Origin of the sequence: Algimonas arctica, from assembly GCF_014652695.1 — a bacterium.
GTDB lineage: Bacteria > Pseudomonadota > Alphaproteobacteria > Caulobacterales > Maricaulaceae > Litorimonas > Litorimonas arctica.
This window is the reverse complement of the sequence record NZ_BMZH01000002.1, coordinates 39,657-65,536: the sequence shown is the minus strand read 5'-3', so window position 1 is coordinate 65,536 and position 25,880 is coordinate 39,657. Positions and strand designations below refer to the sequence as shown.

At 52.1% G+C, this 25,880-nt stretch carries 17 protein-coding genes; 12 read left to right on the top strand and 5 right to left on the bottom strand.

The annotated features are described in order from the left end of the window. Positions 1-83: 83 nt before the first annotated feature. On the top strand, positions 84-1,886 hold the full coding sequence (locus IE105_RS02485; RefSeq protein ID WP_189495091.1) for a hypothetical protein: 1,803 nt from the start codon (positions 84-86) through the stop codon (positions 1,884-1,886). Positions 1,887-1,994: 108 nt separating this feature from the next. Here IE105_RS02485 and galK read toward each other — a convergent pair whose 3' ends face one another. From galK to IE105_RS02470, 3 genes are all read right to left on the bottom strand, one after another. Continuing rightward, on the bottom strand, positions 1,995-3,056 hold the full coding sequence (galK, locus tag IE105_RS02480; protein WP_189495089.1) for a galactokinase: 1,062 nt from the start codon (positions 3,054-3,056) through the stop codon (positions 1,995-1,997). Continuing rightward, positions 3,056-4,129 (bottom strand): galactose-1-phosphate uridylyltransferase, encoded by a 1,074-nt coding sequence (locus tag IE105_RS02475; protein ID WP_189495087.1) that lies wholly within the window; start codon positions 4,127-4,129, stop codon positions 3,056-3,058. Before IE105_RS02475 ends, galK begins: the two co-directional genes overlap by 1 nt. A gap of 221 nt (positions 4,130-4,350) precedes the next feature. After that, the gene (locus IE105_RS02470) at positions 4,351-5,244 is read right to left on the bottom strand and encodes an aldo/keto reductase (protein WP_189495717.1); all 894 of its coding nucleotides are present in this window, start codon (positions 5,242-5,244) and stop codon (positions 4,351-4,353) included. Between the two features lie 249 nt (positions 5,245-5,493). Here IE105_RS02470 and IE105_RS02465 point away from each other — a divergent pair, with 249 nt between their 5' ends. Further along, positions 5,494-8,454, top strand: coding sequence for a CHAT domain-containing tetratricopeptide repeat protein (locus tag IE105_RS02465; RefSeq protein WP_189495085.1), 2,961 nt, complete (start codon positions 5,494-5,496; stop codon positions 8,452-8,454). Between the two features lie 37 nt (positions 8,455-8,491). Here IE105_RS02465 and IE105_RS02460 read toward each other — a convergent pair whose 3' ends face one another. Continuing rightward, positions 8,492-9,097, bottom strand: coding sequence for a helix-turn-helix transcriptional regulator (locus tag IE105_RS02460; protein WP_189495083.1), 606 nt, complete (start codon positions 9,095-9,097; stop codon positions 8,492-8,494). Positions 9,098-9,268: 171 nt separating this feature from the next. Continuing rightward, positions 9,269-9,928, bottom strand: coding sequence for a hypothetical protein (locus IE105_RS02455; protein ID WP_189495081.1), 660 nt, complete (start codon positions 9,926-9,928; stop codon positions 9,269-9,271). 91 nt (positions 9,929-10,019) lie between these two features. On the opposite strand from IE105_RS02455, the gene IE105_RS02450 reads away from it, so the two are divergent. From IE105_RS02450 to IE105_RS02405, 10 genes are all read left to right on the top strand, one after another. After that, positions 10,020-10,712 (top strand): response regulator transcription factor, encoded by a 693-nt coding sequence (locus tag IE105_RS02450; protein WP_189495079.1) that lies wholly within the window; start codon positions 10,020-10,022, stop codon positions 10,710-10,712. A gap of 12 nt (positions 10,713-10,724) precedes the next feature. Beyond that, entirely contained in the window at positions 10,725-12,077 is a 1,353-nt protein-coding gene (locus IE105_RS02445) for a sensor histidine kinase (RefSeq protein WP_189495077.1), read from the top strand. Between the two features lie 153 nt (positions 12,078-12,230). Then, a complete protein-coding gene (locus tag IE105_RS02440; protein WP_189495075.1) occupies positions 12,231-12,773 on the top strand; it encodes a hypothetical protein in 543 nt (180 codons plus the stop codon). A gap of 217 nt (positions 12,774-12,990) precedes the next feature. Continuing rightward, a complete protein-coding gene (locus IE105_RS02435; protein ID WP_189495073.1) occupies positions 12,991-16,383 on the top strand; it encodes an autotransporter domain-containing protein in 3,393 nt (1,130 codons plus the stop codon). 94 nt (positions 16,384-16,477) lie between these two features. Further along, positions 16,478-16,954 carry a hypothetical protein gene (locus IE105_RS02430; protein ID WP_189495071.1) on the top strand — a complete coding sequence of 159 codons (477 nt, stop codon included), beginning with the start codon at positions 16,478-16,480 and terminating at the stop codon, positions 16,952-16,954. A gap of 30 nt (positions 16,955-16,984) precedes the next feature. Next, entirely contained in the window at positions 16,985-17,599 is a 615-nt protein-coding gene (locus IE105_RS02425; RefSeq protein WP_189495070.1) for a DUF6445 family protein, read from the top strand. 57 nt (positions 17,600-17,656) lie between these two features. Continuing rightward, positions 17,657-19,351, top strand: coding sequence for a M20/M25/M40 family metallo-hydrolase (locus tag IE105_RS02420; RefSeq protein ID WP_189495068.1), 1,695 nt, complete (start codon positions 17,657-17,659; stop codon positions 19,349-19,351). 302 nt (positions 19,352-19,653) lie between these two features. Further along, positions 19,654-22,416 carry a TonB-dependent receptor gene (locus tag IE105_RS02415; RefSeq protein ID WP_189495066.1) on the top strand — a complete coding sequence of 921 codons (2,763 nt, stop codon included), beginning with the start codon at positions 19,654-19,656 and terminating at the stop codon, positions 22,414-22,416. A gap of 8 nt (positions 22,417-22,424) precedes the next feature. Further along, positions 22,425-23,468 carry a phytase gene (locus IE105_RS02410; RefSeq protein ID WP_189495064.1) on the top strand — a complete coding sequence of 348 codons (1,044 nt, stop codon included), beginning with the start codon at positions 22,425-22,427 and terminating at the stop codon, positions 23,466-23,468. Positions 23,469-23,663: 195 nt separating this feature from the next. Next, complete coding sequence (locus IE105_RS02405; RefSeq protein ID WP_189495062.1) at positions 23,664-25,787, top strand: hypothetical protein; 2,124 nt, start codon at positions 23,664-23,666, stop codon at positions 25,785-25,787. Positions 25,788-25,880: the final 93 nt, after the last annotated feature.

Here is a 25,880-nt window from a genome sequence, read left to right as displayed (position 1 = left end):
CAAGACATGCCACTTGATGTCTCTGATCCCAGCGAGGCCCATGTTTCTTGCTAATTATAGCGAAGAAACATATGGAGCCACGCATGATAAGCAACATGCGAAATGGTCTTGGCCCCTCACGGATCGAAGACAGTCAAGTCAGTATATATCTGGCACTTTTTGCTCTCGTTTTTCTTCCCAATATCGTTCTGATCAATGGCTATGCCGGGGTGATCCACGACGATGCATTCCAGATGAATACAACGTTCGAATATTACAATAAAAGCTGGTTTGGCGCTGTCTATTATTTCAACGCCTTTCGCGAAAATCTACTGTCCCATTTGGCGACATTTGGATCGCCCCTCTTGGCGCGCCTGTTCATTGTGGTCGTGTATATATGCGGGGGGTCAGCCCTTCTTTACAATCTTTTGACGCGCTATCTCGGTGTGACGAAATCAATCGCTTTCATGGCGGCGTCCTTGCCTTATTTGACGGCGTTTATCTGGAGTGTGCCAAACGGTATCAACATTTCCTATGTCGCGGGCGACGCGTTCTTTTTCATCATTTCCTTGACTATTATTGCGTTTTTGATGCGGGACGAAGCCTTGTCGCTGGTTGTCATCCCCCTTGCCGCCATCTTGTTTATCCTCACGACAGAAGTGCAGAGTTCGTCAACCGTGACAACAGCGCTTGCGTTCGCCGCTGTAGTTCTCTTTCCCGGACGGAGGCGGCTGGTCAGAGGTCTTCTCCTCGCCGTCACAGCATACGCGGTTTTTGTTGTTGCCACAGGTGAAGCCGGGGCGTCTCGTATGGGGGTTATCAATCTCGGGCAAGCGACCACAAATTACGTTCAATTTATGATCAACGGCGTCAGTGAAACCAGTCCGAACCTGTCAGTCTGGCTCTGGTGGGCGGTTACCCTTGTCGCATTCATAGGCGGAGGCGTGGCCGTATTATTTGCGATCCCGTCGCGCCATTCCGACGAACGATTTCTCGCGTATGGAGTTCGGGTCATTCGGACGCCCGTCATCAGTCTCATTGCCTTCGCTTTGGCTGTCCTGATATGGTCGCCAGTTCCCTACACGCTGGTGTCGTCTTCCCCCTCCGCAGCGCAACAAGCGCGTTACTATTTCATCTGGGTGTTTGCATTTTGGGGCTTATGGTCTGCGGGTATATTGGTGGTTTCGGCCTATCTCCGCACGCTCTTGGTCACACGATCATTCAAGGGAAACCTACGTCGGGATGTGATAGGGCAGGCCTTATTGCACCCGCAAATTTATCTGCTCTCAGGCCTGATTGCGACAGGCTTTTCGGCTCACAAAGCCCTCGCCGTTCCGGCGGATTTGAACACCGGCAATCAAATGGTGCGGGCGCTTCAACTGGATTTGCGCGCAGCGCTGAAATTTGATCGAAACCGTCAGCTATTGCTCATTTTGGATCATCCGTCTGTGAAGTGGGTCGCGCAACGTAGCTTGGCCCATGTCAGTAACCCGCGTGCAGGGAGTGGCTTGGTCAATTATATGCTACAGCCGCAGTCTTATGCGCACGCCGTCATTAGCCTGCCTAAAAATTGCAGCGGTATATTCAACGATCAGATTATCAATTATGGCTATTATGAAGTGAGCGGGTTTAATGCGAGTGAGCCCGTATCCGTCGTGAAATATGTCGCCTCAACCCGAACCACGATTAAGTACCAATATATACTGGATTTCATCGGGCCGAACCAAGGACAGATTCTGGACATTTCGACTGTTCCGACAGTTATTGGGGCGTTCGAAACACCGGATAGTTTGACGCAAATACTGAATGCTAACGCGATTGACGCCAAGACAGTGGCTTACGCAGACACATATCTAAGCGGGCAATGCGCATTTGCGGACAGGGCGTGGTCCCCTCAGTCTCCGTAAAATCTAATTGCTCGCTTTAAGGCGGTTGCGGCGGAGACTGGCCTCGAGGTCGAGTTTAAGGGAGACCTAGTTTAAGAGGCCAAATTTGGGGAGCTCAGGGCCTCTGTCTTAAGCGACATGAAACGCTTGCGGGTGGTGTTTTAAGACGGCGTCGCGCCACGGTAATAAACGCGCGCGCGGGACAAGCGCGACGATACATCCACCAAAACCACCCCCAGTCATGCGCGCGCCGAGCGCGCCTTCCCTGACAGCGGTTGCGACCAACAGGTCCAGTTCGGGCGTTGTAATCTCGAAATCGTCACGCATGGAATTATGGCTCGCAATCATCAACGGTCCAATCGCTTGAGTGTCATTTGAGGTGAGGGCGTTGGCCACCTGTTGGGTGCGGGTCTGTTCGGACACTAAGTGCCGTGCCCGTCGGCGCAGGCGCGGGTCGGCGATGGCGTCAACATCCTTCATCGTCGCGCGGCAAATATCCTCTCGACCGAGTCTGTCTTTGATACGGTCGCACTCTTCCTTACGCTCTTTGTAACGGCCCTCAGCCAAGCTCCGGTGAACACCGGAATGCAAGACGGCGATCACGGGATCATCCGGCAGCGTGATGAGGTCGTACGCCAGCGTATGTGTGTTCAGAAATAATGCCTCACCGGGGCGGGCCAAGACGATCGCCATCTGATCCATGATTCCACAGGGCATGCCGATGAAGTCGGTCTCTACGCGCCGTGCCATGATCGCTAAATCGACATTGCTGACCGTGATGGATTGCAGATCACGCAGGAGTTTTAAGACTCCGACGATCACGGCTGACGATGACGAAAGGCCGGATCCAATCGGCAGGGTGGACGAGAGGGCCACATCGACTCCGTGCGTTATCCAGCCTGCGCGACGGGCTTCGGTCACCGCACCAACAGCGTAATCAGCCCAATGTCCTGACGCCGGATCGCCGAGAGTCCGAACGGCGATGTCCTCAAAACTGACTGAGGCCACGCGAATGATGTCATCCTCGCGTGCGCGGATGGCCGTGTGCACGCCAAGTTCAAGCGCGGTTGGAAGCACAAAGCCGCCATTATAATCCGTATGTTCACCGATCAAGTTGACCCGCCCGGGTGTGAAACGGACCAGTGTCGCAGGGGCCCCAAACGCCTCAGTGAAAGTCGTCTCAATTTTCATCAAAGGGCTTTCAAAATTGATGCGGCGGATTCTGGCATAACATCCACGGTAAACATGCCAGTGCCCTGCTCGACACTGGCTAAATATTTAATCCGCCCGGGCGCCCGCAGCAGCGGGTAAAACTGCGCGGTGAACTGCCAGTCTTTTGCTGATCGCGGCGCGGCATGAAGGGTCAACATATAGGCTGTCGGACCTTCGAAGTGAGCGTCGTAGCGACGAGTTATGTCGCCGAGTAGATGAGCAAACCCCTCGGCTTGCTCAGGGGTGAAATCCCAAGGCCCTCTGACAGGGGTTTCAGGGACGAGCCAGACTTCGAACGGGAAGCGGGCATATGGCGGGCAGACCGCCCGGATACCGCCTGCGCGGGTGACGTCGTATTCGGACCATGTCTCGACTTCATGCGCGAGGTCGTAACCGGCCTCAAAGCTTTGCTGCATGTTGGCTTGAACATTCGGTACATTGGGGAACGCGTAAATTTGTCCATGCGGATGATGCAGGGTGACGCCGACGGGTTCGCCCCGACTCTCAAATGGCAGAACAAAGTCTGCGCCATGCGCAAAGTGATAGTTGTAACGATCCACCCAAGCGGCGAGCAGAAGCTTTCGCCGGGCCTGACCAACCGAATACAAGTTTCCAATTGCGTCCGGCGTATAAACAACGACATCGCATTGTCCTTTTGCGGTCGCGCTGGGAACCCCTACCACGTCTTGCGTCGGTGGCGCCTCATGATGAAAATTCGTGAATTTGTTTTCAAACACGGCGAGTTCGAAGTCTGCGAAAGGGATTTCTGTGGCGGCCGCGTTAGGGCGGGTTGGGGCCAACGGATCATCGGCGGCGCTCGGTTTGAACGTTCGGTTCTGGCGATGGGGCGCATAGACGTTCCACTCGCGTCGCAAGGGATGATACCGCAGCTCTCCGCCTTTCGCGACGGCGAAATCATCTTCGTGAAGGGGCGGCAAGTCGTGAGGCTTAAGGCCGTAGAGTTGTAGCCATCGCCCATCACGTTTCTGAAAGTCGCGACGGTAAATCGGCTCACTTAGCATCGGCATTGGCAGCGGGGTGGTAAAGGCCATACGCCGAATCTTAAGCGGAAGGGCTGGAGGATGAAACCTTTTTCGCCGCAAGGGTATCGTCTTGGTTACACCGCGTAGCAAAGCCCCCGCTGAGATACCGACATCAAGGGTGAGCGGACCTTCGATCAGCGCAGATTCATACGTGTCACGTTTTATATGAAGTCGGGCACAGAGACGCTTGCCTCAACGAGGAAGTGGGAGGCCGGGCTCTTCTTAAGTCTCTACGGGACCTCATGCCCTGTGCCGAGACTGTAAAGTTCGAACCACGTTTCGCGGTCCATATGAATATTGAACGCGGCGCCAATGGCCTTGATCCTGTCTAGCGAATTGGTGCCGACGATCGGGATAATGCCAGCCGGATGGGCGAGCAGCCACGCATAAGCGATGGTGGCGGCGTCCGTGCCGTGGGCGGTCCCTAAGGCTTGCAGGCGAGACAAGAGGTCCGCATTCTCGGGATTAAACAGCGTCCCACCGCCCAAAGGGGACCAAGCCATGGCGGGGATGTTTCGTGCCTGCAAATAGGCCAGATCTCCATTGGTCAAACTCTCACTGGCCGTCAGGCTGATCTCAATCTGATTGGTCACGAGCGGCTGTGACATCGCTGCTGATAAGAGCGCCATATCATGCGGCTTAAAATTGGACACACCAACGGCTTTGACTTTGCCGCTTGTGACCAGCGCGTCGAGTGCAGGGCCGGTGTCTTCCGGGTCCATAAAGGGGTCTGGGCGGTGGAGGAGGAGCAGGTCAATGTAATCCGTTTTCATTAGGCGCAAGGAAGTCTCGACGGATTGGTTGATATGCGCGGCCGAGGTGTCGTAATATTTGACGCGGGCGTCGGCATAGCGGCCTACGGGCGCGATGATCCCGCATTTGGTGACGACTTCGACGTGGTCGCGTAGTTCAGGTGCCGCGCCGAAGACGTCGCCCAATGCTGCCTCAGACGCATAACCTCCGTATATATCAGCCTGATCTAATGTGGTGATGCCTTGCGCGAGGCAGGATTCAATTTTGGCCTGCGCCAAGGCCGGCGTATGGTTCGGGTCTTCGGTTAACCGCCAAAGGCCGTAGACGATCCGGGAAATATCAAGGTTGGGTGCGAGTTGGCGGCGGTCCATCATGTTCGCGGTCCTATTTCTAGCGGTGTGGGATGGCGGGCTTGTGTGCACGCACCCATTAAAGTCGAGAGCAGACGGGCAATCGCCGCCGAAATAAAAGTCCTGATGCAACGCCCAGACTTCCCCCGACAGTGTTTATCATCATAAAATTTTCCTATCTTACTCTTAGGGATAAACGTGTCTATTATTGAGAATCTATAGATCAAGGGTCTTAGAGCGCGATAGGTTGCTGGGGGCAGTATGAGGCTAGTGCGAATAACGATAGCGAGCTGCCTTGTTTTAACGGCTTGTCAGAACGCGGAAGAGCCGTCGTCCGCTACGATATCGCCCGAAGCTGCGGACAGTCGTCACGATGTTCAATGCGCTAAAATCGAACTGACAGACGTTCAAACACAAAGGGTTAAAGACCTTAAGGCCGTCGCGGAAGCGATTGACGCCAGCTCAGACCCCACAGGCAGCGCCGTGGCATGGCAATCCGTAATAGATTATTTGCTGACGATTTATCCGGACCCGCATCCTGAAATTTCAGTGATTGAGATGCACATTGCCGAAACTTATTTTTACGTCGGAAACATCACAAAGGCTGCTGCTGCTTTTGAAGACCAAATTGCGATCATTGAACAGGCAGGGCCGGACTATACGTCAGACTTGATGGGCCTATATAACAATGTTGGCGTCGCCTATAATTATCTATCCAGACATGAAGACGCCCGGAAGAACGCTCAATTAGTCTTGAACTACCGCAAAGCCGAATTTGACGCGCTCGCCGACCCCTTTAATCAAGTGGCTGTGGTCTCTGAACTGGCCACGGCGTTTAATAACCTCGCGGCCTCAGATATGGAGTTGGCCCTCTACGACTCTGCCATATTTAACATTGGCGAAGCGATCCAGCTTGCAGATAAAATGAGCCCCCCACCCCCGACTGCGGCCCTGTGGTATGCGAACCTTCCAGTCTATTTACGGAAAGCCGGTCGGGACCAAGAGGCGATTGTCGCCGCTCGAAAAGCTGCCATAAAAATCGAGATGCTGTTGCCCAAAGACCACCCCTTTGGCGCCAATAACCTGTCTAATTTGGGCGCATTATTGACCGAAAAGGGCAAGTTGAATGAGGCCGAGCGCGTGACACGCAAAGCGCTTCGAATAGCGTCCGCAGCGCATGGACGTAAATCAGAACAAGCCGCCGCATTTCAACTTTCTATGGCTCAAATCCTGTTGTCTCGCGGACAGCATGAGCCCGCCCGCCAGTTTGCGGAAGCCGCGCGCGCGACGCTCGAAGACACATCGGGGGCGGGAAGCGATAAAGAGGTTTTAGCACGGCAAAAAATTGCTTCCAGTTTTGCAAGCGAAGATTTGAGCATAGCGATTGCTCTACAATCCATTGTCGTCACAGATTTTAAAAAGTCCAACTCAGGTGAAAATAGAGAGCTAATTGTCGCGCGAGAATTATTGGCGGATCACCTGATTCAAGCCGAACGCTATAAAGAGGCGAAAGCCGTAATCACGGAAAACTACAGCTATAAATCACGACTATACGCGCAAACGTCCGTCGAAATTTTGCTGGCGAAATCGCGAGAAATTTATGTCGATGCGGCTTTGAAAGATGGATCCTTTACGCAAGACCGTCTTCTGGCATTGTTGGGTGATGTTGAGACAAAGAATCTTGTGTCTTCCATCAGTGCCGCCAGCCTCAATAGCAATTCGATCTATATTAAGAAAATCTACGGCTACCTCTTTATGGCGTCCCTCATCGCCGAAAATGACGAGGTTAGTTTTCGGATCGCCCAGCATATGCTCTCGTCCGCAGCCGGAAACGCGGTAACAATAAACCAGCTGCGCGACAGTATTTCCAAACCGTCTTCGCGAGAGCTTCTCATAGAGATTCAAGACCTTGCAGAAGATAAAGTGTCCGCAGAACGCACCTATTCAGATTTGATGTTGGCCGCAGAGGAAGACCCTCTCAAAAAACAACAGACCCTTATTGACCGTCTTGAGGCGGACATCGCGGCGAAAACATCCGCTCTATTTGACATAGAAGACAGTCTATCTACGCGACTGTCTGCGGCAGGAAAACCTGTTCGGGCGCTACAAAATGAGCTGGACGATAATGTTGTCCAAATCGGGTATTTGTCATTTCAAGATCGTCTCTATGCGATTTCACTCACGTCTAACCAGGTGACAATTACGGCTTTGGATGGCCGCGCGCTTGACCTCAATGCACTCTCGGACAGGGTCAGAGCAAGCGTGACGTTACCGCGTTTTGGCGGCACGCCTGCCCCGTTTGATGGGCAAGCCTCACAGAGTCTATACGGGATGTTATTTCCGACGGCGATGCAATCCGTTTTAGCCGGTAAGACCACGCTCGAAATTATTCCTTCCGCTATCTTGGATGATCTTCCGTTCACCCTCCTGCAGACGGATGAGCCAGAGGGGGAGTATCTGATTGACCGGATGGCGATATCAATATCCCCAAAATTTGGCGGTAAGCGTATCAGGTCAAAGAAGGTGACGGGTCAGGATGCGCCCTCAATGAACGGCGTTAGCGGCGATTTTGATGTCACTGACCTGACGGTGGCCGATATGGCGGCGTCTCGATCTGTGTCAGACGGTCAAGGCATTAAGTCGTTACCCGCCTTACCCGGCGCAAAAAACGAAATTTATAAAATTGCCGAGGCCTTGAATGCCAAAAAGGCTATTCTTTTGAGCGGAGTCGACTCGACAGAAACGAAGTTCAAACGGCTCGATCTGGACACTGTCGATATTTTTGCGTTCGCGACCCACGGGGTTATGACGGATGAAATTGAAGGCCTTGATGAGCCCGCCCTTGTTTTCAATCGTTCCAATATCGGGCTCGAAGCAAAGGATGATGGATTTCTGACATCCTCAGAAATCACGAAACTGAATCTGAATGCGGATTGGGTTATTTTGTCCGCTTGCAACACAGCCGCGCCGAATGAAACAGGCGCTGCGAGTTATGAGGGTTTGACCCGTGCATTTCTCTATGCCGGCGCAGACTCGCTTTTAGTCTCACATTGGCCTGTTCGGGATGATGCTGCGGCTTTCCTTACCGTTAATACGGTCCAGAATGCTCAGACGGGAATGAGCAAAGCGGAAGCGTTACAAAAGGCAATATTGGACCTACGCCGTAACAAAGACATTCCAGACGCCAATCATCCTGCAATTTGGGCGCCGTTCGTTCTCATCGGAAATTGACGACGAGGCATGGACTAGCGTGGCCAAGCCGCTAAAATTATGGTGATAACGCTGCGCTACCAAAAGGCATGGCCAATTTTGATATTTGCGTGGCAACCGCCAGAGACGAGGTGACGCACATCTTGGCTCTAATCGCCCGAAGTTGTGTGCGAATTGTCGAGAGTGAGACACCGCGCTGTTTGGCGATGGCACTGGCAGAGAGTCCGCGCACCAACAGTAACGCACATTGGGTTTCCATACCGGTGAGACCAAATTGCGTTCGCAGGCGTAACGCTAACGGTTCTTGTCCCGCGTCGATCAATTCGGGCGATATTATGGTCAAGATAACGGTGTTGCGTGTATCGCCCTGTGTCAGTGTAACCCACACAGCCGTGGCCGCCTGTGTCGCGCCGACGAGGAGGGTCTGTGATGATGCGTGCCCGCGTACGATGGCGTCAATTGCGTCGGTATAAGCGCGTTGTGCCTGTTTATCGACCAAAGTCAGGCTGGCCCCGGACAAGAATAGCGCGTTGTTTTGGCGTAAAGACTGAAACGCGGGATTAGAAAATAACACTGTTTTATTATCCCTCATCACGCAAACAGGTGTTGGTATATTCGTGATGAGGGCTTCGAAAAAGTGATCTGATTTAAGGGGTTTTCCCAAGGGTCGGCATCGTGATTTTTCTAATAATTCAACCATGGTTCCCTCGTGTTTCTTAAAGAAAGACTAGGAACAATAGCTATGCCGTTCAAATGACAAACCGCGTTAGATTAACTTGAGAGCCAACTTAACGGGGTTTGTCATGCTGCCGGACAGCATAGATCATATAGAGATCTAATTTGTAATGAAGAGGTAGGAAGCCGCTTGACTGGAGTCATTGAGAATACGAATTTTGTATTTCGCGGTCCAGAGTGGCGTGAAACGGCAAGATTGCGTGTTAGTTTCTTCGACAGAGTGGCATATTTTATCCTGTTCACTGCCAGCCTCGTAGACCGACCAAGACAAGGGCGTTCCACTGAGCGTCTCCAGCGTCAACTCAGCCAGCTCAGCGGCGTAATAAATATCCTCAATCGTATCAGACCCTGCAGGAATAAGGTTTTGCTTGCGATAAGCCGGACCGTTTATGCGTCCTCGGAATGGAATAGGCGCGGTGTCATCTGTCTGCATGGTCTCCGCCATAACCGTCCAGTTTTTGGCCAAATCCTCTGTTCCGGCGATGGGGTGGGCGCCCATATCGCGCAAGGTCTGCGCTGTTTGAAGAAGCGTTTTGACATCATTCGTGGCGCGCGCATTTTCGCCAGCAACGACCAAGTCTATTACGCGTTTGTGGGTCTCGGGAACGCTCGGGTTGGTAACCGGAAGTGTCTCGACAATCGCCGCATTTTCTGCGGACGTCGTCTTGCCATCAATTTCTTCAGCCGACGCTTGGCACCCCATGAGAGCGCACAATGCAATCGGGACGATACTCAAACCAACGGGTTTTTTTACGGCCATTTTCTCGCCTCCAACGAAATAAATTTGATGCAGAATCAAAGTTTTGTAAAGAAGAAAGTTACGGTCAACGGACGATCTAAGGAGGCCCGCCATGCGATCTAAGACTGTTCTCGTTGTTGAAGACACACCGGATATTGCCGCGCACATAGTCGCGATTCTAGACGCCGCCAACTGGCAGGTCGTTTTGGAGACCTGCGGCGCGACAGGGTTGGCGCGGGCCAAAGCTCAATATTTTGATATCCTTATTTTTGATCGAATGTTGCCGGATGCGGAAGGGTTAGATCTTGTCGAAACGCTTCGAAATGCGGGCATTGAAACACCTGTGCTAATGCTCACCGCACTTGGGAATTCTGAAAATAAGATTGAAGGGTATGAACGCGGAGCCGATGATTATCTCGCCAAGCCTTTCGAACCCGCTGAACTTGTTGCGCGGACTGAAGCGCTGTTAAGGCGGGCCACCGGAACAGTGCGCCGTGACTTGCAAGTTTTTTCTGATCTTGAAGTCCATAGAAAAGCGCGCACGGCCCATCGCAGTGGCAAGCATCTTAAGCTGAGCCCAAAAGAGTTTGATCTGCTTTTGTATTTTATAGATAATGAAGGGGCTTTGATTACTCGCGACATGCTCTTGCGTGATGTTTGGAACCTTAGCTTTGATCCGGGCACGAATGTCGTTGATGTCAATATTGGTCGTATGCGCAGAAAATTGGATGAGAACAGCGATGCGCCACTGCTGGAAACGGTAAGAGGTTTGGGCTATCGGTTTGGCGTTTTGTCAGACGGGTAATATCGCAATCTCATGTTCGGCGGACCCTCATATCGACAGTCGCTTTTTACAAAGCTGACACTCGGGCTCACCCTCGTGCCTATCGTCGTGTTTTCAGTGATTATGTTTTGGGCGGGATTGCGGACTCAAAACACGCTTCACCAAGAGCTCGTTTATCAAATTAATGATGAGATGGCAGCCTTAGCTGAGATTTACGTCGGATCGGGCGTTAAAGCTGTGTCTGCAGGAATTGATCAACGGCTTACCCTGACCCCTTTGACCCGTGCTGGCGCGCATTACAGTTTCATCGCCAGAGGCGGAGAGACACTGGCCGGCGACTTGGGCCCGCTTCCAGACGGGGCCTCCGATATCACGAAAACTGTCACGCTTGCGGATGAGCGTTTTGGTCCTTTGCTGATGAGATCGACGATCTTCAGTGGAGGTGAGGTTTTAAACGTCGCGCGTGAGACGGCCGCGCAACGCCGCGCACTATCAGGGAGTCTTCGAGATTACTTTATAGGGGTAGCGGCTATTCTCGGGCTATCGCTAATCTTGATTGTTATAACGGTCAGGCGGCTCAGAAGACGTCTATCCACGATGAATAGTATATTCGCGCGGGTCGGCGACGGTGATATCGACGCGCGATTGTCCACGCTTGGTCAAGCGGATGAGTTGAGTGTTTTGGCTGAGCATATCAATGCGATGATTGCCCGAACCGGACGGCTTTTGACTCTTCGAAAGCGGGTCACGGATCAGGTTGCCCATGAAATGCGATCCCCTCTCACCCGGTTGGATGCGAGCCTTTTTAGGATTGAAAACAACGCCGGACCCAATGAAGAGATCGATCAAGCGCGAGACGAGCTTAAACACTGTATCAATCTTTTAGACGGGCTTTTGGATATCTCTTCTCTTGATGCCCAACAGGGTGACAAACGGGGTTTTGAAACAATTGATTTCAGCCAACTGGTTGAGGCTATTGCTGATCTTTTCGACCCTGTGGCTGAAGATGAGAATAAACCTTTGCAGCTCAGCATTGATCGCGATGTGCACGTCTTTGGATCCAGTTCGCAACTTGGCCGTCTGCTCTCCAACCTGTTCGATAATGCCCTGAAATATGCCTTTGATGAGACCGCGATAAGCATCAGTTTAAAACGGGAAGGCGAATTTGCTGTTCTTCGTGTGTCCAATAGGGGAGCGCCGATCAGCGCGGAGGCAGCCCGCGATATTTTCACGCCTTTTTTCCGGAACCCTGACATGTCGGCGAAGAAGGGATATGGCCTCGGCCTCGCGTTAAGTCGGTCAATTGCAAACCGTCATGATGGCTTTCTCGAATTAGAGCCGACACCCCAGCGGATTCTTTTCAAACTCACCCTGCCGATTGTGTAACAGCGTCAAAATTTTCAATGAGTTCGGGGGCGTTGAATCCCGACAATCTAACGGCCCTTGTCATTCAATTTAATCACTTCTGACGATGTGGTGTCGCGATAACAGTCTTAGCCTGTGAGACATCAGATAGCGTGTCACATCAGGAGAGATCACATGGTCAGTACTTCAATTAAAATTCTATTCTTAACGACGGCAACTTTGTCGCTAGCCGCTTGCGGCGCAACCACGAATGGCCTGGGTAAGGCCATGGCCCAGAAGGCTGCATCACAAGCGATCACCGCACAAATGGCAAGCGATCAGCCGATGGTCACGGAAACAACGACAACCAGTACAACGATTGAGATGCCGGCAGCGACCACAAATATTGCCAGCCTTAATATGGCGCCGGAATGTCAGGCGATTGCGACAAAAGTCGCCGCTGTTGACGCTCGTATTCTCGCCGCGAATGAAATCCTCAATGGGGGTGACAATGTTGCGGGGCAGGCTGTGGCGTCAGTCGCGACCCAAGCCGCCATGCATAACGGCGCAGCTCAAGTCATCGGGAAAGTGCCTTTCGGCGGCTTGTTTGCGAAAGCGGCCATGGACGGCGTATCGAACTCAGGGAAAAAGAAAGCGAAAAGGGCTGCAAAAGAATTGAACAAAGCAACGCTGGAGCGCGCCAAACTGGAAGGCATGTATGCCGGCAAAGGATGCTAAGACCTTTAAAACACGGGGCGTATGAAGGTGGGCTTTGGCCCACCTTTTTTATATGGAGCGTCGGTCGTCTTGCGTATGGGGTGGCCTGAGCAGGGCCGGTCTGCCGCGTGGTTCAGCTCAGCACTCATGCCGACGAAACCAAACATTTTTGTGAAAGTTGCATGTTCGCCCTTAACATTGCAAAGTGGAAACCTATTCACTGATTAAAGAGCGACAGATGACATTCTCCGACCATACCCCTCGCAAACGCCTCCTAACGAGCGCCGCTCTTTTCGTGATCGCAAGCTTATCCTATGCGCCTCTTTCAAATGCTGTGGTGCCGAATGATAACAGCTCGCCGGAAGATGTTGTTGACACAGATGGCGGCGTGAATGGCGTTGGGATGTTCTTCCGAAATGATGGGTTTGTCTGCACCGGCACACTGATCAACCCGCGAACAGTTTTGTTCGCCGCGCACTGCGTCAATGATAGGCCTGAAGAGGATTTCGGCCCGACAATCCCATCGGCGTTCTCATTTGGTGTTGACGCATTACCCGGCTTCCAAAATTGGATTGCAAACGGCTTTGCTTCTAACCCTGATTTGTTTGTGTTTAATATTAATCAGATATTTTGGAATCCCGAATCGACGGCCCGCCCTGATAGCTTTGGTTTCCTTGAAGGGGATATTGCGCTCGCTTCGCTCGATACGCCCGCGGCGAATATCCCAACCTGGGCGCTACTCTTCTCTCGCTTACCGGACCCTTTGGCCCCTGGTGATGACGGATATGACCCGGCCAATGGGACAGGGTACCATGTCGATATAACGGGATATGGGCGTTCAGGGTCGGGATCGACGGGCGCTTCCTTTGGTATCGATTGGCGCCGTCGGGCCGCCGAAAATATGTTGGGGTCATTATCCTCATTCGATGATCGAAATAATTTCCTGTTTGGGGCTGCTTTCGGCGACTTGCCGCAAAATTTGTACCGCCTCGACTTTGATGATCCTAACAAAGAAAACGCCTTTGACTTCGACCTTTACCAAGATGAACCGCTTGAGAATGAAGGCACGACGGCCGGGGGGGATTCAGGGGGTCCGCTCATTCTGGATGCAGAAAACAATAATCTGAGCGATGAAAACCTCGTGATTGGGGTGCTCTCTGGCGGCTCACGCTTCTTTGGCCCGCAAGTTTTTAGTTCTTATGGGACGGAAAGCTTCTTCCAGCCGCTATTCCTTTATGCGGATTATATCGCGGCGAATAATCCGTATCGCTATGTCAGCGCGATTGAAGGCGACGGCGCGTGGGAAGATGCCTCGCATTGGCAATCAGATCTTGATCCGAATTACCGGATCATTGACGCCAGCGGCAATGTTGTGAATGGTTTTCCTGACACGCAACCCGCGGGTCGCCTAGAAACCGATGATCCGGGCTTCGGCACTGTCTGTTTTGATCCAGAAGGCGATAATCCGGGTGACGGCTGCCTTAACTTTGCGTCCGGCGAAGACACGCCGCCGTCTCGTCCGGCCCCAGAGACCAACAACAATAATATGGGTCAACTGAGTGCGGACGAATTCAATCGCTTAGGGATTGAGACAAACGCTGCTGTGGAAGCGGTTGATGATACAGGCGGGGCTTTGTCAAACGCGGGCGGTGTGTTGGTTGGCGGAGAAAGCCAGTCTCATCGCAGTGGTGGCGTTGAGCTTGTTGAAAACGAGTCCCACGCACCAGGCGACCCGTTGCCCGCCCCAACCATCGAGAATGGTTTGGCCGGCGCGACAGATTTTGTCCCTGACAATATTGATCCGCCATCCGGCAATAACGGCGCGCGCCGTTACTTTGAAGTGACCTTAAGCAATTCGGGCACAACAACGCTGAGCAGCACGCGCACAATTGACCGCTTGAATATCGGCGGGGCCGCAGGCCTCATCATTGATGCCAATGGCGATCTGACGACCCTGATCGATGTCAATCAAACGGGCGGACGTGTCGTCATTGATGGCGTCTTGAACAGTGCGAGCGATTATACCCTCTTTTCTGGTATGCTCTCAGGAACCGGGACTGTGACAGCGCCGTTCCTGACAAATATTGCAGGGATGATTGCGCCAGGCGCATTGGGGACCATCGGGACGCTCACGATTGATGGCAGTGCCGTGCTCTCGTCCGGGTCGAGTTTGCTCATCGATATTGGGGCCAATGGTATCAATGACCGCCTGGCGATCACAGGCGATTCAAGTTTGGGTGGTCAGGTCTTCTTTAATCCTACGGCCGACGTCCGCGCCGGAAACGTTTATACGTTCCTGACGACCGCGGGCACACAATCCGGCGAGCTCTCAGCCGCCAATATCAGCACAATCCTGCGTCCTGTACTGACCCATACGGACAACGCAGTTTTTGCGACAATTGAGGCTGGCACTTACAATGACGCGATTGCGTCGGGAAATAACGTACAAAGCGCCTATGCGAAATTATTGGATGGGAGTCGCGGCGTTGACAGTCTGTCTTCCATCTATGCGTCGCTTGATTTGACCTCGGATGATCAAATCCAAGCTGTCTTAGATAGCTGGGCGCCTGTCACAGAAACAACCACGCGGAGCCTCGCGAAATCTTCGATTGATACGATGGCGCACTTCCACAGAAACCGGATGAGCCAAATGGGGTCAAAAAGTTGGGGTGGCGGCAGCGTAACGGTCATGGGCAATCCCGTGCAGATGGCGTCTAATGCAGACTATATGTCGACCATGTCGGATACGGGCCAATTACAGGCGGCTATCGGGGCGGGTGTAAAGACAACGCACACGATTCCGGATGATTACGCGATCTACCTGTCCGGTTCTTTTATCGACGGTAGTGGGAGCGCAATGCCAACAGCGCAAAACTATTCGGACGAAGATTTTGATGGCTGGTCCATTGTTGCGGGTATCGAGCATGCGGTGTCTGAGAAAATTACGGTCGGGGCGTCTCTCAGCTATACTGAGCTGGAAGCAGAGGCCGCGCTTAATCAATTGGCTGAAACGGACCATCTTTCGGGCTCGCTTTATGGCCAATTGCGTTCGTCGCAAAACCTTGTGCTCGACGGGCTACTCAGTGTCGGAACCTTCGGGACGAAGAACACTCGAACAGTGGCTTTCCCGTCCAATGCGACACTGACATCTGACGATGATAGTTTGGCCTTTACGGCTGACATCCAAGTCTCCAGACCCATGCAAGCCGGGTCGATTATGGTCGTGCCCAAAGCGGGTCTTCGCAGTAGCGTGATCAATTTTGACGACATCGAAGAAACGGGGGGGCTTCCCGGCCTCGACATTGATCGTGATGTCTATCAAAGCACACAAGGTCGGCTCGGGCTGGACCTTATCACGACAGCATCGTCCAGAGCGCAATTCCGTCTAACCGGGGACATTGTGCGGGAATTTAACGGTGGCGCGGACTCCTTTAACGCGGGCTTTGTCGGCGGTGGGGGTGTTAATGCGCCGTTCCTCTTATTCGGGACGGATAAGACTTGGGGCGAAATTGGGGCTGGCCTGAATTTTGGTGCTGGAAAGACGACAATCAATCTATCCGCTGACACAACAGTTGGACGCCGCGATATCGAAGCGCGCACATATCGGGCAGGCATCAGCGTAAAGTTCTAGCCGAAAGCCATCCTCAGATGTGGAGCCATCCGCCGCACGGTGGGTGGCTTTTTTGTCTCTCAACTGATAATCATTAGGTCATCAGGAGAGCCTCTTGCAAAAATTCATCATCCCGCTGGCCTTAATGTCTGGCCTCTTCATGTCCGGTTGTGTCCACCCGACTGAAGACACACTTGTGGTGTCAAACTCGGATCGTGACGCGGTAAAGAACCCGAAAAACAGCGCCTCACAGACGCAGAATTCGTCAATCCTCTCAGAACCAAAAACAACCCCGTCTCAGACTATGACCCAAAATATGATCCCGCCATCGCAAGAGTATTGGGTCATAAGACCGGGCACGGTGGTGTATAATGCCGCGCGGGAGCCGGTGAGGTCTCTCCGCCTTCAGCCAAAAGTCTATCTTCATGACGTCGTTGATGGGTGGGGCTTGATTGATGCGGCTAAAGGCGAGTGGGTGAAAATGTCTGATGTCTCTCCCGATCAACCCGCTGACACTTTGGCGGCGCCAGAAAATTCGACAGAATTACCGCGTGTGACAGTCGAAGACATGATGAAACCCCAACTTAAATAAGTCGTTCAAACAGGTTGATGACAGCGCCCCATGCTCCCTAGTTTTTTGATTATAGACGATTTTTTGACGAACCCTCACGATGTGAGACGCCAAGCCTTGGGACTGGATTATGATCCAAAATTCAAACAAGGAAACTACCCCGGTCTGATCTCAACCCAGCCCTTGCCAACGGCCGCGATCGATAAAACCGTATCCAATATATTGGGTCGGACAGTTCGCCCCGCTATCAATACATCACACGGTCACTGCCGTTTGACATTGGCCGGGGATAAAGGCCGTAGCGGAGTCCATATCGACCCATGCTTCTATTCGGGGATCCTCTATCTGAGCCAGCCGGAACATTGCAAAGGGGGGACGGATTTCTTTCGTCATCGCCGCACGGGCTTAGAATCGGTCCCGTCGAATGAAATGCGTCTGATTGAAAGCGGATATACTAATCCGAATACACTCATCGAAGAAGTTGTGAACAAAGACACGAACAGCGCAAGTAAATGGGAACGGACGATGCGGGCGCCTATGCGGTTTAACCGCCTCATTTTGTTTAATCCTTGGCTGTTTCACAATGCCGGACAGGCTTTTGGGAACACCCCAGAAGCAGGTCGACTTGTCTGCCTATTATTCTTTGCGTCGGGGAAAATATCCTGACAGGACAGACGTCTCGTTAAGCCGTAAAATTAAGCTTCGTAGAAATTGGACTTTGCAATGATCAAACCTCTCTTGATGTCGGTAAGCGCAACGCTTTTGCTGGCGGCCTGTTCGCCAACGACGCCCGGTGAGGATAACCCGTCCCCCAGCGAAACGACTTCCGTCATTAATACGGAGACTATGTCTAACATTGTCAAAGTGCTTGCGTCAGATGAATTTGAGGGTCGCGCGCCCGGAACTGCGGGTGAAACCAAAACCGTGAATTACTTGATCGAGCGTTTCACCGATCTTGGCTTAGAGCCGGGCGGACGCAACGGCGGGTGGACATATCCTGTCACGCTCAATCGGTCGGCTGTAACGGACGTGCGCAGTTTGAATGTGAGCCAGGGGGAGACGCGCATCACGCTTGAGCAGGGCAAAGACATTGAAATTAGTTCAGCCAATCCCCGCGCCGTCATTGATGTAAAAGATGCTCCGGTTGTCTTCGTCGGCTTTGGCGCGAGCGCACCGGAACGAGATTGGGATGACTACGGGGATATTGATCTGACGGGTAAGGTTGCGCTTTTTTTGGTCAATGACCCTGATTTTGGGGTAACAGAAGATCATCCGACCCATGGCGTGTTCGGCGGACGCCGGATGACCTATTATGGTCGGTGGATGTATAAGTATGAAGAAGCGGCTCGTCGCGGAGCCGTAGCCGCCCTCGTCATCCACGAAACAAAAGCCGCCGGTTATGGCTGGAATGTTGCGGCCTCATCGCCGGGTGAAAACTATGCTGTCGCAACCACCGGGCCCGGAAAACCCTCGGTCGATTTGCAAGGGTGGCTGCATCAAGACATGGCGCAACAATGGCTCCAGCAAGCCGGTTATGACTTAGGCGAACTTCGGACCGCCGCGCAAAAACGGGATTTCACCGCGCTCACCTTAGGGGACATTCGGTTTAACGCAGAGCTCGCGCTGTCAGTTGAAACGGTTGAAAGTCAAAACGTGCTCGGCAAGATCACAGGGACAACCCGTCCTGATGAAACGATCATGCTATCGGGCCATTGGGACGCCTATGGACTCGGCGAACCGAACGAGGCGGGAAAAACCGTCATGCCGGGGGCAAATGATGATGCATTGGGCTTGGCCGGACTGATGGAAATCGCTCGAAATTTAAAGGCCGAACCGGCCTTAGACCGGTCCATTGTCTTTGCGGCTTGGACGGCAGAGGAGAGCGGCTTGTTGGGGTCTGAGGCCTATGCTCAAAACCCAATTTATCCGATGGCAACAACGGTCGCCAATTTGACCTTGGACATTCTCCAAACAGCCGGGCTGGCCCATGACGTCATTCAAGTCGGGGAGGGCCAAAGCGACTTAGAAGAGATGATGGCCAAGACGGCCGCGATGCAAGGTCGCGTGGTGTCGCCGGAAGGTCTGCCCGAAAATGGCCTGTTTTTCCGCGCCGATCATTTCTCTCTCGCGCGACGTGGCGTTCCGGTGCTGCTGATCATGGGGATCGCAGGCGGATCGGATCTTAAAGACGGTGGACGCGCCGCGGGAGACGCGTGGGTGAAGGGCTATATCGACAACCGGTATCATAATCAGAATGATGCATGGGACAGCAATTGGGACCTCCGAGGTGCGGCGCAAGATGTCGAATTGTTTTTGGATATGACTCGGGAATTAGGTAATTCCGAGGCGTGGCCCGCGTTAAAAGCAACGTCTGAGTTTAAACGAATCCGAGAGGCGAGCGCCTCTGTACGAGAGTAAGGGTTTGCGACGGGGTCACATAACGCGGTGTGGGCGAGATACTTGTTACTGCGGGACGTCCATCGGTTTGATGAGGATTAGGACGGTCTGTCTGTGCTGACGAGCCCTCCAAATTTATGACAAAACAAATACTGTCGCGTCACAGAATGAGTATTAATCGTTCACGACAGTGATAAAAACTAATTGCATGGCGCCCTAAATTATTAGGGATTCTATCCATGTGTTTATGGACTATTGAGGGTGTGACTTTGCCTGCGAAAGCAAAGGGGCAGTCACGAGCAAAAGGGCCGCGGGGCCGTGCCATGGCGTCGGCTTTGGCGCTCTGTCTGGCGTTGCCACAACTGGCGTCAGCGAGCTCCCTGAGCGGGCAAGTTACAGATGTAACCGGACAAGCTCCGTTCGCGGGCGCGGTTGTGCGTGTTGAAGAAATAGACAGATCTGTTGTGACGGATCGGTTTGGTCGGTACCGCCTCAATGGCTTAGAGTCCGGCGCATATACGATTTCGATTAAGTATTTAGGGACACCGACTGTGACGCAGACGGTCTCAATTCCTGAGGCTGACGCCATCATTGATTTTACTATTGGCGATGATGTCGCTTATGAAGACAATATCATCGTTGTCGGGACCAAGGCCGCGCAAGCGAGTGCGCTTAATCAGCAACGGGCCGCGACGTCTATCAAGACAATTATCGATTCTGACGGGCTCGGGAATTTCCCCGACACGACCGTCGCGGACTCGCTCTCGCGGGCCGTTGGAATCTCTGTTGAGACGGACCAAGGCGAAGGGCGCTATGTGTCAATTCGCGGCATCAATACGGACCTGATTTCCTCATCCATCAATGGCGTACGGACCCCGTCCCCAGAGGACCGCCGCGGCGTTCTTCTCGATGGTGTTCCGTCAGATCTTCTGGATGGAATTGAAGTCCAAAAATCACTCACGCCAGATGTCGATGCTGATAGTTTGGGCGGCGTTATCAATCTTAAAACTGTGTCTGCCTTTGACCGGAAAGATGACTTCTTTCGGGTCAAAGTGGAAGGCGCCTACAATGAGATCACAGAGGAAGTTTCACCGAAAGCCTCGATGACCTATTCCAATACCTGGGACGATCGGTTCGGGGCAGCGGTTTCTTTGAGCTATCAAAACCTCGCCATTGAAGCGCATAATAATGAAATTGGCGAATGGGATCAGGACGATGACGGCAACTTCTTTGTCGCAGATGATTACGAACAGCGTTGGTATGACTTAACCCGTGAACGGATTGGCTTGGTCGCGAACTTTGATTGGAACGTCAATGATGGGACCAAACTCTACCTACGCACGCTCTATAATCGCTACACGGATAATGAGGTTCGGAATAAATTTGAGCTTCGAGAATTTGATGAAGAGATCATTGATGTCACGCCAACGAGCACGACAATCCGTCGCGGTGAGGTCGATGCCGAAGTTCGGTTGCGCGAGGAAGTTCGCAATATTCAAACATATTCTCTCGGCGGGGAAACCGTCGAAGGCCCGTGGACTGTCGATTATCAGGCGTCGTTTGCTTATGCAGAAGAAGACGACACGAATAACCACGACGTCACGTTCCGTTCGACCCCTGAACAGCGCGATAGCACGGTCGGGGCGATCACCTTGTCCTATGATGATCCACAGCAGCCAGTTATTTCAGGGTCTGCGCTGCCGTTTCTGCTGGATCCTACAAACTACGAACTCGACGCCTATGAGCAAGAGTTCACGATCAATGAAGACACGGAATATGCGGCTCAGATTAACGTGTCGCGCGATAGCATGATCGGACAAACCCCTGTGGTCTGGAAGGCGGGCGCCAAATATCGTGACCGACAGAAGACACGGGATCAAAACCTCACCTTTCATGAACGAGACGATGTGGTTTTGGATCAATTTATTCGGTCCGATGCAGATATATCAAATTGGCGCTTGGCAAACCGTATGTTCGAGTGGCCCGACGCGAATTTGACAGCCTCATTGCGAGATACATTTCAGCCCGCAGAACTCGTGGTCGAAGATACGCTGTTGGAATCCTCTGTCGGGGACTTCCAAGTGGATGAGCGCATCTTGGCAGCTTACGGGATGGGGACGTTTGAAATCGGGGGTGCGACGTTTGTTGCCGGCGTTCGATTAGAGCAAACAGATGTTGATCTGTTGGGTAACTTTTTTGAAGAAGACAGCCTGACTGCAACCCCTCGCGAAATATCGCAAAATTATACGGATATTCTTCCGTCCATAAACCTTCGGTATGATTTCACGGATCGAATCACGGGTCGCGCAGCTTATTATGCAGCCGTCGTTCGTCCGGCCTTTGGCGACATGGCCCCGACGGCCCTGTTGAATGATGACCGCGACGAAATTGAATTGGGGAACCCTGATCTCGAAGCTTATGGCGCAGATAATTTTGATGTCGGGATCGAATTTTATCCCACGAACCTCTCTGTCATCTCTATCGGCGCATTCTACAAGGCGATTGATAACGCTATTTTTCCGGCTGAATTCGACATCGCCGACGTCCCCGCCACTATCGATCTCTCCTTTCTTCCTGCAGCGACATTAGCGACAATTGAAGACGTGAACACGTTCATCAATGTCGGCTCGAGTGAAATTTTCGGTGTTGAGGTCAATTACGTTCAGAATATGGGCGACCTATCCGAGTCCTTGGATGGCTTTTTGTTCTCAACTAACCTGACGTTGACAGACAGTGAAGCGACACTGCCTGATGGCCGCAAGGTACCGTTCTTGAAACAATCCAACACGGTCTGGAATATCGCACTGGCTTACGAAAAAGGTCCAATAGACCTGCGCGTGTCCGGGAATTATCGCGGCGATTTCTTAGATGAGCTGCAAGGTCCTGAATTGGATCGTTACGCCGATGATCGTTTCCGGATTGAAGCATCCGCCAAATACCGCGTGACGCCGCAATTGCAGGTCTATCTCGAAGGCAAAAACCTGACGGACGCGCCGGAGTATTTTTACTTCGGGGATGAAAGCCGTCTGTCACAATATGATGAATTCGGCCGCACGATCGTCTTCGGCGCACGCTTCACTTACTAGGAAATACAATGTCACGTACGATTGCAACAGCCGCTCTTTCGCTGTCACTTTTGACGGCGTGTGCCGTGATGGACCCTGCCTACGTGGCTGTGCCGATCACGGCGGACTTTGAGACGCCGATCATGGCGAGCGTCGGCGATAGCGCTGACGACCCTGCCATCTTTATCAATCCTGACGGGGGCGGGTTTATTGCTGCCACTGACAAACAAGCGGGTCTCTACATTTACACACTCGAAGGAGAGCAGCGCGAGTTCATGCCGATCGGGACGATTAACAATGTCGACCTTCGGTCCGGTGTTGCGTGGCAGGGAACAGACTCTGTTCTCTTGGTCGCGAGCAATGATGAAACCAATGAGATTATGTTGGTCTTGTATGATCCAAAGACGGACATGTTTTCTCGTCCAGAGCCCGCCGCCATTTCGGTCGGTGATTTCTCACCCTATGGGATTTGCATGGGTCGATCCGCGAATGACGGCCTTTATATCGGCTTGACCAGTAAGGCGGGCCTCTATCAGCAATATCTTATGAGCCTGTCCGCCCCGACGATTACAGCACGTAAGGTCCGTGAATTCACAACGGGAACAAAGACGGAAGGCTGTGTCTTCGATGATCGCACACGACAGCTCTATATCGCTGAAGAGACGGGGTCGCTTTACCAATATCCGGCCGCACCATCCGGAAAAGATGAGCCGATTATATTGATGCAGGCCGGAGATTACGGGTCGAAGGCCGATCTGGAAGGTGTCACGCTCTATCCAGTGGGAGACGACGGCGGGTACCTGATCGTTTCATCGCAGGGCAACAATAGCTATGTTACGTTCAGTCTGCCTGACCACAGGTTTGTGGGTCGGTTCACCATTGTTGATGGCGCGGTTGACGGGGTCACAACAACTGACGGGATTGATGTCACAGCGCAGGCGACCCAGCAGTTCCCCGTTGGATTCCTGGTGGTGCAGGACGATGAAGACGACAGCTCACCGTCTCAGCGTGGCAAGCGCCAGAATCTGAAAGTCATCGACTGGAGAACAATTCAGGCTGCTTTAACGGAATAAATCCAAATTCGAGAAGCCTTCGTGTCGTGGCTCTCCAACACTTCGAGAAGCTTTAAGGACTGAATAGCTGCTCAAAAATATGTTGGCTTTGGTCAATTATATTTTGTTGCACTTAAAGTCCGACCCTTCACGTACTCCGCAATAAAGTTGACAAATCTCTAATATAGGTTTTTGTAATCTGACGGGGGTAAGGCAATGAAAATTCGCAACTTTAGGGCTAAGAGTTATGCTGTTGGTCTGGCCACGACGACAGCCTTGGTCATGGTCGGGTGCGCAACCGGACCTTATGTGTCTGCGGAAATCCCAAGGCCGGGATTGTCGACACATGATGTAAAATCTATTTTAACGGGAGAGAGCAATGCCTTTGAACCCGGGACATCCAACCTCAAAACTACGTCCATTAGTTTTGGCGCGGCCGCGCAATATGGCCGGTTTTTACAAGATGCATATAATAAAGCCTTAGAGGATCGGTCGAAACTCAGGCAGACGTCAAATCTGTCGACGATTTGGCTCGGCATCTCTGCGCTGGGTATGGAGGCGACGGATAATGGGGGCGACACAGCGTTGATTTCCGGGCTCGTCGCGTCAGCCCTCGGCATTAGTAGCCGGTCTCTCTTAACGCGCAATCACGAAGCCGCCTATAGTCTCGGCGCCCGCCAGATCGCATGCGTCTTGACCTCGGCAACAAATAAACGCCCCGCGACTTATAATGATATATTGGTGCATACGGAACTCATGTCTTTAAGAGCTGATGTTGAAGCATACAAAGCATTGAGCAGAAAAATTATTGATTCCAGCAAGTCAAATATCGGTAATTTGTCCAATAGTCTGTTAAATCAGAATATCGCATCAATTAGTTCAGCTGAAATAGAGTTGGGGGTTATCAAACCTCGTATAGCTACGGGCACTTCTGAGGTTTCTCAGGTGGTGAACGGTGTTACGACGACTAGAACGATTCTCACCGCGGAAGCTCAAAAAGCTCAAGTTGATTTAGATGAAAAAAATAGAGATATAGAAAAACTAAAAATGGAGTTGATGAGAATTCAATTCTCAGCGTCTGCGCTAGAAAATCAACACCAAGATCATAAGGATAGGTCTGCAGATATAATTATTAAGGCAGAGCGCATGATAGCAATCGGCGAAGCGTTTCATACAGACTACAACCGTCTTGGCGAGCAACTTCTTAATAAGATCGAAGAAATTAGGTGGGAAGTTAACGATGCTGTTCGTCGGAGTGAACCCGATTTGATCCAACTGAATTCCAATCTCCGGTCTGTTGTCAGTAATCAGCTTGGGTTTTCAAATATGAGTCTAACGGCACCGCCTGAGCAAAATTTTGCAGAAGATACTCAGATTGAAAAAAGTGGCGACAATGACTTTGGTCCTTTAAATGTGCCGGATGAAATCGCTGATGAATGGGAGATTCTGACGGAAGAGGGCGATAAAATCAAAGCCCGGGTCGTCGCCTTAAATAAAACTATACAAGAACTTAGTCAGAAACCTGTTCTGACATTTCCTGATGATACATTTGCAGCGTGCTCAAACGGGGGGCTGCAAGCGCTTTTCGCCCCAGCGCCAGTCAGTCTAAACCCAGCGAACATAACCTTGCCGAAAGACTATACGGGAGGCGCCGTTCTTACGGCGATTACGGGTGGAACTTTGCCTTACGGGTCACCCAATAAACCAAATGTTGAGGTGACATTCACAAACAATATTGCCAGCATTACAGTCAAGAATGACGCGGGCGCGCCAGGTAAGGACCCTCTTCAAATTGTCATTTCGGATATGTTTGGAAAATCCGCGATATTGACGATTACTCCGTCAGAGAAACCTCCCGAAACGATAGTCGCCCCAGAGGTCGAGGCGCTTGGGAATACTAGTGCGATTGTTGTAGTTAGTGAGAGCGTTGCGGCGAAAAAGGCAGCCGTAACAGACATTCAGAAAAAAATTGTGGGTTTGAAGCTCGGAGACAGCGAGTCTTGGCTAGAGGATTTGATTACTAAATCGACGATCCCAGACCTCAGCGCTCAGGCAAGCGCGGGAAAAGGTTTCGTTGATGGTGATTTTGGCAAGGTAACCCGGCAAGTTGTGCAGCATTATATCAAGGAAAACTGGGATGGTAACATTGAGGATGTACTAGCGAGTAAGGCTCCCAATCCTCCGACATCGTGTAGTAAGTCGACTGATGCTTTGAATTCAAAGATTGTCCTTACGCTTGATGGAACACTCTATCCTCCTGAACAGCTTGCGGCGACTTCAGAAATGACGATTGATCCCGCTTTAATCGACTTTCTCTTGAAATGCGACATCATCAAATGAAAGCTATTCTTAGGGCCGTGCCATAAGTGGATTACGCGTCGTCAAACGAACGCTTTCACCTCCCAAGGTCGCTGAAATTACCTACTTTGATGT